Source organism: Flavobacterium micromati (assembly GCF_900129585.1).
Taxonomy (GTDB): Bacteria; Bacteroidota; Bacteroidia; order Flavobacteriales; family Flavobacteriaceae; genus Flavobacterium; species Flavobacterium micromati.
Map to the genome: position 1 here is coordinate 229,136 of NZ_FQWF01000001.1, position 14,607 is coordinate 243,742.

The following is a 14,607-nucleotide window of genomic DNA, read 5'->3' on the forward strand; positions in this document are numbered from 1 at the left end:
TTATTAAAATGAATAAAGTCACCCGAATATTAGCTGTTGTTGTTACTTGTCTTGTAATTGGTTATTTTTCAGGAATGGTAACCCGTTCTGCTATTACAACTTGGTATCCTACTTTAATTAAACCAAGTTTTAATCCGCCTAATTGGATTTTTGCGCCAGTTTGGACAACTCTTTATGTGATGATGGGCGTTGCCGCGGGATTGGTTTGGAACCGAATAGAGGAAGAGCGGGAAGCAGTCAAAAAAGCGCTTATTTTCTTTGCAATACAGTTGGCCTTAAATGCATTGTGGTCGTATTTATTCTTTGGATTACGAAACCCATTGTTAGCTGGATTAGAAATTATAGTGTTGTGGCTAATGATTTTTGAAACGTACATTCAGTTTTCTAAAATCAACAAAATTGCGGGTTATTTATTCATTCCTTACATCGCTTGGGTAAGTTTTGCTGCGGTATTGAATGGAAGTATCTGGTGGTTGAACCGAGCCCCCTAACCCCCAAAGGGGGAACTAAAGTTGCTATTATTTAAATTAAATTTCTATAACTTTTTAAATTCAATATTTTTTTTTGATAAAAAATCCATCACTGATAGAACATTTGCGTTTTCTGCAATCAATTTTGATTCGGGATCTGCATCACAAAATTGAAGAAAGAGATCAATTTGTTCCCGTTTTAAATGTAACGTTTCAAGATAAAATTTTTTGTCGCAACTGCTTTTTGCTAAAGATGTGAAATCAATTAGAATAACTTCTTTTTTAGCGGCTTCTTTTTCTTTAATGAATAATCCTAAAATCTTACCGCCAATTCGCATTATGTCCATTCCGTTTTCAATTCTTCCTGTGTAAACGCCGAGGACTTTTGGCGTGCTTGCGGCTTTATCTAATGCCATTTTATCTAGTTTTCCTTCTTCCCATTTTGCATCTTTACTCAGTTTGATAGAAGGTATTTTTGTAACTATCACCTCGTTTAATTCTTCAGGTTTCAAGTTTAGATAAATAATCAAATTATTGGTTTCAATAGTTTTTTGATTAATTATGATTTTTGTGATGTCATGATTGTTAGAAATAAAAATGAGTTCGTCGCCAATTTTTGCATAAATAGAAAAAGCTCCTAATTTATCTGTGAGTACAACATGTTTTGAGTTGAAATTGGCAATTTCAACTTTATTAAGCGACAATTGTTCGCATAAAACGGTACCATTTATTAATTGCTCTGTTTGTGAGCAAGTTGTTTGAATTACGATAAAGAATAAGAATACGAGTAATTTTACTTTCATGTAAGTGTAATTAATTGAAAGTAAATGTATTGTTACGGTCTAAACAAATATTTAATAAATACTTAAATTCTCGTTAATTTTGGATTAATTTTTGCCAGATTTTTTAATAATAAAATTTTTAATCCTTTGCAAAAATTTAATTTTGATCTTTTTAATGATTGGTTCTGGGTTTGAACTTATTCATGATCCCCCATTGCTGATACTACAAAAACAGTAACAATATTTTCTTGTATTTGATAAATTAATCTATCTTTTTTATTAATTCTTCTGGACCAGTAATCTTTTAATTCATATTTTAATTCTTCTGGATTTCCAGTACCGTATTGCGGATGCTCTTGTAACTCATTAAGTATTTTTAATATTTTTTTTATCGAAGAAATTGCGCCAGATTTTTTATGATTTAATAAATCTTTTTCAGCAGTTGGTTTGATAATTACTTTATACTTTCCCATAAGCTTTCAGCATTTACCATTAGCTTACCTTTTTCAGTGCCTGCTTTTTTAATCTTGGCAACAAACTCAGGATTGTAAGGACTTTTTTTGTCCGTCTCAATAAGTACTATTTCTGTAGAATTTTCAGAAAACACACGAGCCATTTCTAAAAAAGCCTTGCCTTTTTTAGTGTTTTCATTTATTTTTAATGTTATCGTTGTCATAACCTGTTTTTTACAAATTTACAAAAAAACTCACTTCGCAACTTCGACTTTCTTTTGATTTTGAGAGATTTAGTACTTTATTTAATGGCATTAGCCACAATAAATCCGCTTGTCCATGCATTCTGGAAATTAAAACCTCCAGTTATCGCATCAATATTGACAATTTCGCCAGCAAAATATAAATTATTGTGCAGTTTACTTTCCATGGTCTTGAAGTTGATTTCTTTTAAATCTATCCCGCCTGCAGTTACAAATTCTTCTTTGAAAGTGCTTTTTCCGTTGACTTGAAAAGTTCCATTTATGAGTTGGCTTGCCAAGTTTTGCAATTGTAATTTCGACAAATCAGCCCATTTTGTCTCGGCTTCAATTCCCGAAGCAAGTACTAAACTTTCCCATAATCGATTAGTTAATTCAAAAGGAGATTTTTTAGAAACTGATTTTTTGGCGTGTTCTTGCTTTAGTTCTTTTAGTTTTTTCTCGACTTTTTCTTGATCGGCATCGTTCAACCAATTCACGAATATCGTAAATTGATAATTTTTATCATTTAAAATTCGTGCACCCCAAGCGGAAAGTTTTAAAATTGCAGGTCCGCTCATTCCCCAATGCGTGATTAACAATGGGCCCGTCGATTCCAGTTTGCTGTCTTTTACTTTTACTGTTGCTAATGTCGCTACGCCAGGAAGTTCCTTTATTCTAGAATCTTTGATATTGAAAGTGAATAGTGAAGGAACGGGATTGACAACTGCATGACCAAAAGTTTGTAGCATTTCCCAAATTTTAGGATTACTGCCTGTGGCTAAAATTAATTTTTCAACCAAGTATTTTTCTGTTTGTGTCTCAACTTTCCAGAGCTTTTGATCTGCAATTTCGATGTTAAAAATAGATTGTACGCTTTGTCCAGTCAACACTGCAATTCCTAGTTTCTGGGTTGCTTGCAAAAAACAATCAATAATAGTTTGGGACGAATTAGAAACAGGAAACATGCGTCCATCTGCTTCGATTTTAAGTTCTATGCCGTGATTTTCGAACCATTCGATTGTATCACCAGAGCTAAATTGATGAAACGGACCCCTTAATTCTTTTTCACCCCGCGGATAAAATTTTACTAATTCATTGGGTTCAAAACAAGCGTGTGTAACATTGCATCTTCCACCGCCGGAAATGCGTACTTTCTGGAGTACATCGGCGCCACGTTCAAGAATAGCTACTTTTAATTTTGGGTTTTTTTCCACAATATTTATCGCTGTGAAAAATCCCGCCGCACCACCGCCTACTATTATTATATCAAATTGTTGATTCATTTTTTTAAACCATTAAGGTAGTTAAGATTCATTAAGTTAATCATCAGCTAGCCTCGAAAAATATTCATTAATCAAAGGTTTTGAGGATTTTGTTATGTTAGTAGTATTAAAATTAATAAGCAATCCTTGAGGAATACTTAATAGTTTCATGTAGGTTAATAGTTTGGCTTCGTCAATCGGGTGAAATTTTTCAACTGTTTTTAATTCAACAATAACACGATCATCTACTAATAAATCTAGTCTTAATGGTTGCGCCAATTCTAAATCATAATAATCGATTTCTACATTACATTGTTGCTTAACATCATGCCCATTTTTTTCAAGTTCATATTTTAAGCATTCTTCATAGATTTTTTCCAATAAACCTGGACCTAATTTTTTATGAACTTTTATGGCATAACCAATGATTTCATAGGATAACTGCGTTATTTCTTTTTTCGTCATAAACTTAATTATTTAAAACAAGACTTAATTTGCTTTTATGGCTTACCGGTTTAAAATAGAATGCTACTTGAACATACGACACATGCAATGTGCTATTACGCTTCATTTTTTAAAAACCATTAAGGAAGTTAAGAATCATCAAGTTTTACAAAATGTTAATAGTAAAATATTAATTACTTAGCGGTGATAAATTCCTTTGCATCGATTTTATTTAAAACACTGTACATTCTTTTTTGCTTTCAACTATACTGTCTACTTTCTAAATTAAATTCCTCACGTTCCTTATTATTTCAAAAATAAACCGATTTTTGAACGATACTGACAAAGCAAAATTACGTTTCATTTTTACCTAAACCATTAAAAGAATTAAGTTTATCTGTGCTCTAAATTTGTAAAATATTATATCGCTGACGGTTTATAGGTTTTTGTTGTGTTATAGGTAAAAATATAATCTATTTTTTTGATATAAATCGTAGTTATTTGTTTTGAGCTTAATTACTTTAAATTACTTAATGGTTTAAAAAAAAATTATGTTTTAATAATCAAAAGTGCAATTGTCAAAAATTCTGATTCATACTCTATCTGGGAAATCGGTAATGATTCCATTTACATTATAACTTTTTATTTTTTCAATGTCTTTTTTTTCATTGACAGTCCAAGGGAAAACATGCAATCCTTTTGATTGTATTTGCGCTGTGTTTTCTTTAGTTAATAGATGAAAATGTGGATGAAGCGATTTTGCCTGAATAAATTTGGCGAAAGCCAGCGCCAACTCCAAATTAGTTTCTGTAAGAACGCCAATTGGAATTTTGTCATTCAAAAACGCTACTTGTTGCAACGCATTCCAATCAAAACTAGAAACGAGAAAATCATCATATTTCCAATTCTTGTTTTTTACAAATTCTTCTATTAAATTGATGACTGTTTCAGTGACTCCATAACTTTTTAACTCGATGTTTATAAAACACTTTCTATTAATTAATTCCAATACCTCTCTTAAAGTTGGAATCTTCTCTTTTCTATTAATCAACAACCTTTTTAATTCCGGAACAGTAAAGGCGTTAATTAAACCTTTTCCATCAGTCAATCGATCCACTGTATCATCATGGAAAACCACAACTTCATTGTCACTGCTAAGATGCACGTCGAGTTCAATTCCGTCAACATGCATGTCTACTGCTTTCTGGAATGAAATTACGGTATTCTCAATTTCATAACCTTTTGCACCGCGATGACCAATTTTGAGCATTATTTTTTTTGGCAAAGATAAACATAAAAAAACGCCTTCATTTGTAAAGGCATTTGGATCTTTATGTTTCAGTTAATTTGTTTTTTTGAACCTAAAAAATTTAGTTTTTTACTTCCGTCTCCCTCTTCTTTGTTAGGGGTTGAGATGAAGACTCTAACAACACAATATCATATTCCGTATCTATACTTATTTTACCGTTTTCAACCACAACTTGTTTTCCGGAATAAGCATCGGTTAGCTTTGTTTCATTTTCGAATATGGTTCCAACAGAAATTTCTTTTTTACCAATTGGTAAATCCAATGCTATTACAACAGCATCTGAAAAGTTGCCTTTAGAAAAAGTTCTTGAAAAAGTATACGGTTTTGCAGAAATTTGCTTGTGTATTCCTGCTCCAATCGATGGATGATTTTTTCTAAATTGCCCTAATTTTTGCCAATGCAAAAGTACTGATTGCGTTTCAGTATTCGATTTTATTTCATCCCAATTCATAAATGATCGCAATGTTGCATCGCCTTGTGTTCCTTCAATTACCAGAGGCCTTGCGCTTTCATCGCCATAATACACTTGTGATTGCCCTGGTGAAAGTAACAATTTAGTAGCAGTTTCTCTACTTTTTATTCTTTTAGCATCAAACGGATTTCCATCATCATGAGACGTTAAATAATTTAAAACGCTATATCCTTTAAATTCATCATTTAATTTATCAGAATATTTAGAGAATAGAAATTCATAACTTTTTTGAGCATCGTACTTGAATTCAAAATTGATCATACTGTTAAAACCATTCTCGAAATAATTGATTTTTTTGTCCCCAAAATCAAATTCTTGTCCACCACTGATTCCGTAATTATAAACCTCAGCAACGGTGAAAAATGGATTGTTGTCCAGAACTTTTGTTGGATTTTGGGTTTTCCAAGAAGCAAATGAATATTCGCATTGCGTTTTAAAATCAGCCCAAAGTTCGGCTTCTGTGTGTTTTACGGTGTCCCCTCGGTAGCCGTCAATTCCATAGTCAGCAATGTAATCTGTCAACCATTTGATGATATAATATTTTGGCGCTTTTGGATATCCTGTTCTAGCAAAAAAAGCATCTAGCTCTTTGATCTCTTGTTCGTAACGTCCCTCTTTTTTCCATTTTTCAATGAGAAAAGGAGGCAAAGCAACATTTTCATTCTTTTCTGTTTTTATATCCGGCAGGTTAGTTACTAGCGTGCACGCTGTTGTGTTTTCAAATGATTTGTAATCGCAATTTGGTCCCGTTCTGACCCAGTCGTTTGGCCAAATAGTGTCTTCAGTCGTAACCGGTCCGGTGTGATTAATGACAGCATCAAGTACTATGCGAATTCCATGTTTATGCGCTTTTTGAACTAACGCAGCAAGGTCCTCTTTGGTTCCAAAATTAGGATCTAAATTAGTCCAATCTCTCGTCCAATAGCCGTGATAGCCATAACTCAGACCGGTTCCTTCATCAACTCCATCGTGAATTTGCTCCACTATTGGTGTAAACCAAATAACATTTATTCCCAATTTATCAAAATAACCTTCATCAATTTTCTGTGAAATTCCCTTGATATCTCCGCCTTCAAAACTACGAAGTTTCCCCGTTTTTTTTGTTCGATCAAAAGTAAGATCATTTGCAGTATCGCCATTATTAAAACGGTCTGTCAATAAAAAATAGACAGTAGCCGCTTCCCAAACGAAAGGAGTTTTATTGCTCTCAGAAACAGTTTTTGTACTAGAGCAACTATTTAGTAAAGTCATCGTTGACAATAAAAGTAGGATGGAATATTTTTTCATTTTTTTTATTTTATTATTTCAATTCTAAAATTAAAACCGACTTAGGCTCAATAATTATTTCGTTAGTAATATCAAAAGTAAATTCAGAAACCACATCTTTTCCTGAGGTAAAGTTTTTACTATTTTCCTTAAATCGATCTGTTTTTACCGATTTGGTTTCGTTGCTATTGTTTATTAAAACCATAATCGTTTCTTCGGCACTGTATCTAAAATAAACGTAAATGTTGCTGTCAGGAATGTAATGAGTCATTTTTCCCGAGTGAATAACCTTTTTTGTTTTTCGCCAATTGAATAATTTAGACGTAAAATCAAAGTACTCACTTTGTCCTGGAGTTCTTCCTTCTTTTATAAAAGCATTGTTTTGATCGCCTTCCCAGCCGCCGGGAAAATCTTGTCGAATGTCTGCATCTCCTTTATTTTTATCGCCAGCCATGCCTATTTCGCTGCCATAAAACAATTGTGGAATACCGCGAACGGTTGCCAGGAGAGTCATAGCCATTTTATATTTTCTAACGTCGTTTTCGTAGGTTTGATTAAAACGATTAGTGTCGTGATTTTCGACAAATAGTAGCATATTGTTGCTATTTGGATACAAAAAATCATTCGTAAAATTATCATAGATTTTTATCATTCCTCTGTCCCACTCGACTTCATCTTCATTGAAAACTTTGCTAATTGCCTCGTACAATGTAAAATCCATTACGCTGGGTAAATACGAATTGTAATTTTGGATTGCCGCTATTTTACTGTCTTTTTGCCAATACGCCATTTGCGCTTGACTTTGCATCCAAACTTCCCCAACAATATTAAAATTGGGGTATTCATCGGTTATGGATTTTGTCCATGTTGCTATTCCTTTCGGGTCTGAATAATTATAAGTGTCTACTCTAAATCCATCCAAATCAGCGTATTCTATCCACCAAATAGCATTTTGAATTAAGTATTTTAACGTCAAAGGATTTTTTAAATTTAAATCAGGCATTGTTGGGACAAACCAGCCATTTATGGCGATTTTTTTGTCAATTTCGGAAGCATTAATGTCGTGAATAACCGTTCGTTTATGGTTGGTTTGTGTGTAAGTTTCAAATTGATTTATCCAGTCTTTCGTTGGCAAATCTTTGATCATCCAATGTTCAATACCCCAGTGATTTGCCACGTAATCCATAATGAGTTTCATGTCTCTTTTATGCATTTCACTTGCCAATCGTACATAATCGTCATTAGTTCCGTAACGTGGATCTATCTTATATACATCAGATTGCCCATAAGTGTGATAAGAAAAAGCTGCATCATTATCTTCGCAAAGAGGCGTGCTCCATATAGCCGTTGCTCCTAGCGCTGCAATGTAATCTAAGTTTTTTATAATTCCTTCAATATCTCCTCCGTGTCTTCCACCAGGTAAATCTCGGTTGTATTTTTCTTTAGTGTTATTTTCACTATCGTTGTTTCTGCTTCCGTTGGCAAAGCGATCTGGCATTAATAAGTACATCATATCCGAAGAATCAAAACTTTTGCGTTGAGCTGAATTTGCTCTTCGTTTCTTCAAACTGTATTTTTGCGTAAACGTTTCTTTGCTGTTGTTTTTAAAAGTAAAAACGAAATCACCTACAGCCCCTTTTTTGGTGTCAATGGTAACAAAAATGTAGTTTGAATTTTCGGTTTTTTTAACGTTGGAGATTTTTATTCCATTTGAAACCGTAACTTGATATTGAGCAATGTCTTTACCATAGAACAATATTTGTAACTCAGGATTCTGCATACCTGCGTACCAAAACGGCGGTTCTACTTTTTCGATTTGAGCGTGTGATGTTAACGACATAAAAAAAAGGAATAAGATTATTTTTTTTATAAAGCTCCTATTTATGAACGGTAAAGAAATAATTTTATTCATTATCAACTCTGTTTTTAGTGTTTTTATTTTTCTTTACAATTCAAACTATGATATGGTTTTACGCTTTCAAAACGATATTGAATAAACAATCCCAATAGGAATTGGGATTGTTTATTAGCTAATTGGCGCTTTTGATTAACTGATGAAATAAAAGCTCTACTAATTGTTTATTGTACAGTTGCTGAATTTTCAGCTTTAACCAATACTGATTGACCGTTTACCATAATTTCCAATTCTTTATTGCCGTCAATTGAAAAAGTGGTCTCCTTATGATTAATCGCCACTTTCAAAATTTGATTTCTGAAATTAATTTTAAACGAGTAGCCTTGCCATTCTTTTGGAATTTTAGGAGAAAAATGGAGTTTATCGTTTTTGATTCTCATTCCGCCAAAACCTTCGACAATACTCATCCACGTTCCTGCCATTGATGTAATATGACAGCCTTCCTCTACTTCTTTATTGTAATCATCAAGATCTAAGCGTGAAGTTCGAAGATAGAAAGTGTAAGCCATATCCATTTTGTCCAACAAAGCTGCCTGAATGGAATGCACGCAAGGCGAAAGCGAACTTTCGTGAACAGTAAATGATTCGTAAAACTCAAAATTATTTTTTAGCTCGTCCTTAGAAAAATGATCTTCAAAGAAATAAAAACACTGCAAAACATCGGCTTGCTTTATATAAGGCGAACGTAAAATTCGATCCCAAGACCATTTTTGATTAATAGGTCTTTGGCTTTTATCCAAGTCGGCAACGCGAACTAAATCTTTGTCTAAGAAACCGTCTTGCTGCAGATAGACATTATGTTCCTCTGAAAAAGGGAAATACATATTATCCGAAACTTTTTTCCAAGATTTTAATTCTGCATCACTGATTTTTACTTTCTCAGTAATTCTTTTATGGTCTAATGGATATTCGAGCGATACTTTTTGAATTTGTTCAGCAGTATATTCTAAACACCATTTTGCAATATAATTAGTGTAAAAATTATTATTTACGTTGTTCTCATATTCATTTGGGCCTGTAACTCCCAGAATTACATATTGATTCAAATTAGTAGAAAAGTTTGCTCTTTGATGCCAAAAACGGGCAATAGCGATTAAAACTTCTAATCCTTTTTCTGGAATGTAACTGTAGTCGCCAGTATATCTATAAAAATTATAAATGGCAAAGGCAATTGCGCCATTTCTATGAATTTCTTCAAAAGTAATTTCCCATTCATTATGACATTCTTCTCCGTTCATCGTAACCATTGGATACAGCGCAGCTCCATTAGAAAAGCCTAATTTTGCTGCATTTTCAATTGCTTTGTCCAATTGATTATATCGGTATGTCAATAGATTCCGCGCCACTTCTTGATCCTTAGTAGCCATGTAAAAGGGAATGCAATAGGCTTCAGTGTCCCAATAGGTTGATCCGCCGTATTTCTCACCTGTGAATCCTTTTGGTCCAATGTTTAAGCGGGAATCTTTACCTAAATAAGTTTGGTTTAATTGAAAAATATTGAAACGGATTCCTTGTTGCGCTTTTACATCGCCATCGATTGTAATATCTGACATTTCCCAAATTTTAGCCCATGCATCAATCTGGTCTTGAAGCATTTTATCGTATCCTAATGCTAGAGCGGATTGGATCACTTTTTCTGCCGCGAGAATGGTGTTTTCATGGTTTAGAGAAACCGTGTAACCACCTATTTTTTGAATCGATGATTTTTGGCCTTGAGCCACAATTACATCATAACTAAATTGGATTTTGTCATTTTTCGCATCAATATTGGACGGAGAAATTGCCGTTTTTTCACCATTAGCTAAAATGGTGCTGTGCATAAAAGTCGTTACTTTAAAATGCGTTTTAAAAGTTTGAGCGGTTACAAAAGCTTCATTTCCTGTTTTTTTAACATCAAGTGGCTCCCAGAATTTTTCTTCCCAGTTAGCATCTTCGTTAGTTACACCTGCATCAATATAAGGTTTGTAAACAATTTTAGAATCCTTATTTAAAGGTATGATTTCGTAGTTGATTAAACCAACTTCATCCAAATTTAAAGAAAGAAAACGACGCACAAAAACTGAAATTTCAGTTCCATTTTTCAACGTTGCTTCAAAAGAACGGCTGTACCAACCTTCTTTCATATTCAGTTCACGACGAAAATTTGTAACTGACAAGCAAGTATTCAAATCAAGTTTCTCGCCATTGATTTCAATGTCAATTCCTATCCAGTTTGGTGCATTCAAGACTTTTGCAAAATATTCTGGATAACCGTTTTTCCACCAGCCAACTTTAGTTTTATCTGGATAGTAAATTCCGGCAATGTAACTTCCTTGAAAGGTTTCACCGCTGTAACTTTCTTCAAAATTAGCACGTTGTCCCATGGCTCCGTTGCCTATGCTGAACAAACTTTCAGATGATTTAACACTTACTCTGTTAAATCCCTCTTCAATGATGCTCCAATTGTCTGGCTTTATATAGTCTTGATTCATTTATTTTTCTGTTTAAAGTTTGAGATTTAAAGTTGAATTCAAAACTTCAAAACTTTTATACTTATACTTATTTTCTCTAATTTATTGCCCGTTTTAGGGTTAGGGCTTTTTTATTAAGTCCTCTATAAAAGATTGACTTATTGCTGTAAAATCCTTGAAAATATATTGTGCTTCATGCAAAATAGTTTCATCTCCAATACCAATACTGATCATTTTTGCAATATTAGCTGCTTGAATTCCCGCTACTGAATCTTCAAAAACAATTGCATCTTCTGGCTTTACATTTAATAATTGAGCGGCGTTCAGGAAAACTTCAGGATCTGGTTTAGCATTAGTCACATCATTTCCATCAACTATAACATCAAAATACGATATGATTCCTGTTTTTTCTAAAATAGGTCTAGCATTTTTACTTGCTGAACCTAAAGCTATGGGTTGGTTATTTTCTTTTAGAAATTGTAAAACTTTAAAAACTCCCGGTAAAATTTCACTTGAATCCATATCAACAAGCTGCGATAGATAGTCTTCGTTTTTTTGAGTTAACCATTTATTTTTATCTTCTTGAGAAGCTTCTTTATTACCTAATTCTAAAATTATATCAAGAGATCGCACACGACTAACTCCTTTCAGAAGTTCGTTATGTTCGTGGGTAAAATCGATTCCCAACTCAGTAGCAATTTTTTTCCATGCTAAGAAGTGGTATTTAGCGGTGTCAACAATTACGCCGTCTAGATCGAATATGAATGCTTTTTTATGTGTCATTTTGAAAATTTTTTATCCAGAAATCGCTTGTTTGTCAGTAATCAAGAAATTGCATAAACTTGCAATTAGTAATGAAATACCAGCTAAAATCATCGCGTTAATGTGTTCTTCGCCTATAAGTTTGTAAAAGAAATTTATTCCTCCCAGGGCAGCAATAATTTGCGGAATTACAATAAACATATTGAAAAGCCCCATCATCATTCCCATTTTTCTTGGATTTACCGCGCTAGAAAGCATTGCGTAAGGCATTGATAATATACTTCCCCAAGCAAAGCCAATCATTATAAATGAATACATTAATGTTGATGGAGTTGCATAATACATATAAATAAATCCCAAACCACCTATAAGCAGCGAGCCCATGTGGATGTATTTTCTGTTTATTTTATTTTTTGTGGTGTAAAAAGTCAGCAATAATGCAAAAGCCATCGAGGATAAACCATAAACTCCAGTTGCTGATCCTACTAAATCAGCCGCATCGTTAAATTCTTTATCTTTTTGTTTGTACTCAGCTGCTTTTGCACTGTTTAAAAAAACAACTTGATTCGCATCATCTTTCAATACTTCCCCTTGCTCATCAAGTCTTGCATATTCTTGATTTGTGGGTTTTGGGGATTTAAAAACATGCTCTGTTAATGCAGGCGTTGAAAGGCTCCACATGGTAAAAAAAGCAAACCAACTAAAAAATTGAATTAGCCCCAGTTTTTTCATTGTGGAAGGCATTTCCTTAAAACTCTCTACTAAATCTGGAATAAAGCGAGATTCTTTTTTTTCTAATTTAAATTGGGCTAAGTCAACAGGTGGATCTTCTTTTGTTGTAAAAATAGTATATAAAATACTGATTAAGAACACAAAAGCACCTATTGAAAAGGCGACAACTACTGATTGTGGAATGACACCGGCAGCTGCTTCATTACTAACACCTAATTTAGTAACTAGCCACGGCAAATTACTAGCAATCCAAGTTCCGATACCAATGATCAGCGTTTGAATTACAAAACCATTTGATCGTTGTGACTCTGGAAGTTTATCAGCAACCAAAGCCCGAAAAGGTTCCATGCTAATGTTTATCGAAGAATCTAAAACCCACAGTAAACCAGCCGCTACCCACAAAACTGGGGAGTGAGGCATAAAAAAAAGTGTGATTGAAGCTAAAATAGCACCAATTAAGAAAAAAGGTTTTCGTCTCCCGAATTTTGGACTCCAAGTATTATCTGACAAATAACCAACTATAGGTTGTACTAATAAACCAGTCAACGGTGCGGCAATCCATAATCCTGGAATATCGTCAACATTTGCGCCAAGAGTTTGAAAAATTCTAGACATGAACCCACCTTGAAGGGCAAAACCAAACTGTATTCCTAGAAATCCGAAACTCATGTTCCAAATTTGCCAGAAACTTAACCTACGCTTTTCCATTATCGTAATTTAAAATTGATACGATAAGCGCTATGCTTATCAAAACCTGCCTTATTTTCGAAGTAAAAGTCAGCGCTTTGAGTGGTAAATATAAAAATATATTTCAAATTTCTGATTTTCGGAAATAAATATATAGGAACTTTTTTCACTACAAGGTTGTAGTAATAAATAAAATAGGAAAAAAAAGATAATTATGTGATTTAGCAAATCTCTTTAGAGCTCCTATTTCACGAAATAGCGACATAAATAGCAATTAACGAACTGACTTAAATTGTCGATTCTCTTTCTATCAGATGGGTTTCTATTACTTCTGTTGTATAGTTTTCGTTTTCATGCTCTCCCTCTGATTCTAGTCGGTCAATCAGCATTTTAGCAGCTTTACTTCCCATTTTTATGCCGCTTTGACTCACCGTTGTAATTGTAGGAGTAGAATATTTAGATATAATTCCGTCAGTAAAAGCAATTACAGCAAGGTCTTTTGGGACACTTAGACCTATTTTATTGGCCGTTTTTATAATCGTTACGGCAAACAATTCATTGACAGCGAATACGGCATCAATTGCTTTATCTTCCAATAACTTTCCAATAGTGATTTCGCAAGTGTCAATATCTTCAATTTTCATTATTAAGCTCTCATTGAAAGGAATGTCATTGTCAAGAAGCGCTTTTATATATCCGTCAGTACGAAGTTTACCTACACTTACATAATCAACAGTAGTCACGAGTGCTATTTTTTTACGGCCTTTATCAATCAAGCTTTGCACCGCTTCGTATGCAGCTGTTTTGTCATCGATGATTACTTTATCACAAAGAATTTCATTGGTAACTCGGTCAAACATTACCACTGGCATTCCTTGATTTATTACTTCTGTTATATGGTGAAAATCTCCTTTAAACTGGGTTTCTTTAGAAAGTGACATTATAAAACCGTCAATACTCCCATTAGCCAGCATTTCCATATTTCTAACTTCCTTATCAAAAGAATCATCTGATAAACAAATAATTACACTATATCCATTTTCGTTTGCGACATGTTCTATACCGTTAATTACTGTCGAGAAAAAGTGATGTACAATTTCGGGAATGATGATCCCAATTGTTTTAGTTTTTCGGTTTTTTAGACTTAGTGCAATATTGTTGGGTTTATAGTTGTAGAATTTGGCGAAAGCCTGCACTTTTAATCTAGTCTCTTCGCCTATTTCAGCACTATTTCTAAGTGACTTAGAAACGGTTGAAATGGAAACGTCTAATTCTTTTGCAATTTGTTTAAGCGTTATTTTCCTTTTCATGATGGAATTTGGTAAAAATTAATTTCGTAATAAAGATAAAATTTAATTTCAC

The 14,607-nt window shown here is 33.5% G+C and carries 13 protein-coding genes; 1 reads left to right on the top strand and 12 read right to left on the bottom strand.

What is annotated here, in order from left to right:
- The first annotated feature begins 8 nt into the window (after nt 1-8).
- On the top strand, nt 9-491 hold the full coding sequence (locus tag BUB42_RS00960) for a TspO/MBR family protein (RefSeq protein WP_073016736.1): 483 nt from the start codon (nt 9-11) through the stop codon (nt 489-491).
- 44 nt (nt 492-535) lie between these two features.
- Here the strand turns inward: BUB42_RS00960 and BUB42_RS00965 are convergent, their stop codons facing one another.
- The 12 genes from BUB42_RS00965 to BUB42_RS01020 all read right to left on the bottom strand — a co-directional run bounded on the left by BUB42_RS00965 (nt 536) and on the right by BUB42_RS01020 (nt 14,555).
- Nucleotides 536-1,273: a hypothetical protein gene (locus BUB42_RS00965; protein WP_073016293.1), complete on the bottom strand. Its 738-nt coding sequence runs from the start codon at nt 1,271-1,273 to the stop codon at nt 536-538.
- A gap of 176 nt (nt 1,274-1,449) precedes the next feature.
- Complete coding sequence (locus BUB42_RS00970) at nt 1,450-1,725, bottom strand: Txe/YoeB family addiction module toxin (RefSeq protein ID WP_073016295.1); 276 nt, start codon at nt 1,723-1,725, stop codon at nt 1,450-1,452.
- Nucleotides 1,707-1,928: a DUF2683 family protein gene (locus BUB42_RS00975; RefSeq protein WP_073016296.1), complete on the bottom strand. Its 222-nt coding sequence runs from the start codon at nt 1,926-1,928 to the stop codon at nt 1,707-1,709. Before BUB42_RS00975 ends, BUB42_RS00970 begins: the two co-directional genes overlap by 19 nt.
- A 77-nt stretch (nt 1,929-2,005) precedes the next feature.
- A complete protein-coding gene (locus BUB42_RS00980) occupies nt 2,006-3,229 on the bottom strand; it encodes a BaiN/RdsA family NAD(P)/FAD-dependent oxidoreductase (RefSeq protein ID WP_073016298.1) in 1,224 nt (407 codons plus the stop codon).
- Between the two features lie 36 nt (nt 3,230-3,265).
- Nucleotides 3,266-3,673 (bottom strand): GxxExxY protein, encoded by a 408-nt coding sequence (locus tag BUB42_RS00985; protein WP_073016300.1) that lies wholly within the window; start codon nt 3,671-3,673, stop codon nt 3,266-3,268.
- A gap of 571 nt (nt 3,674-4,244) precedes the next feature.
- Nucleotides 4,245-4,922: a glycerophosphodiester phosphodiesterase gene (locus BUB42_RS00990; RefSeq protein ID WP_084118255.1), complete on the bottom strand. Its 678-nt coding sequence runs from the start codon at nt 4,920-4,922 to the stop codon at nt 4,245-4,247.
- 100 nt (nt 4,923-5,022) lie between these two features.
- Nucleotides 5,023-6,720 carry an alpha-amylase family glycosyl hydrolase gene (locus BUB42_RS00995; RefSeq protein WP_073016304.1) on the bottom strand — a complete coding sequence of 566 codons (1,698 nt, stop codon included), beginning with the start codon at nt 6,718-6,720 and terminating at the stop codon, nt 5,023-5,025.
- Between the two features lie 13 nt (nt 6,721-6,733).
- Nucleotides 6,734-8,539, bottom strand: coding sequence for a glycoside hydrolase family 13 protein (locus BUB42_RS01000; protein ID WP_244533852.1), 1,806 nt, complete (start codon nt 8,537-8,539; stop codon nt 6,734-6,736).
- Between the two features lie 239 nt (nt 8,540-8,778).
- Nucleotides 8,779-11,085 (bottom strand): glycoside hydrolase family 65 protein, encoded by a 2,307-nt coding sequence (locus tag BUB42_RS01005; RefSeq protein WP_073016307.1) that lies wholly within the window; start codon nt 11,083-11,085, stop codon nt 8,779-8,781.
- A 99-nt stretch (nt 11,086-11,184) separates the two neighbouring features.
- On the bottom strand, nt 11,185-11,847 hold the full coding sequence (gene pgmB / locus BUB42_RS01010) for a beta-phosphoglucomutase (protein ID WP_073016309.1): 663 nt from the start codon (nt 11,845-11,847) through the stop codon (nt 11,185-11,187).
- 12 nt (nt 11,848-11,859) lie between these two features.
- Entirely contained in the window at nt 11,860-13,266 is a 1,407-nt protein-coding gene (locus BUB42_RS01015) for an MFS transporter (protein ID WP_073016311.1), read from the bottom strand.
- 266 nt (nt 13,267-13,532) lie between these two features.
- Nucleotides 13,533-14,555: a LacI family DNA-binding transcriptional regulator gene (locus tag BUB42_RS01020; RefSeq protein ID WP_073016313.1), complete on the bottom strand. Its 1,023-nt coding sequence runs from the start codon at nt 14,553-14,555 to the stop codon at nt 13,533-13,535.
- Nucleotides 14,556-14,607: the final 52 nt, after the last annotated feature.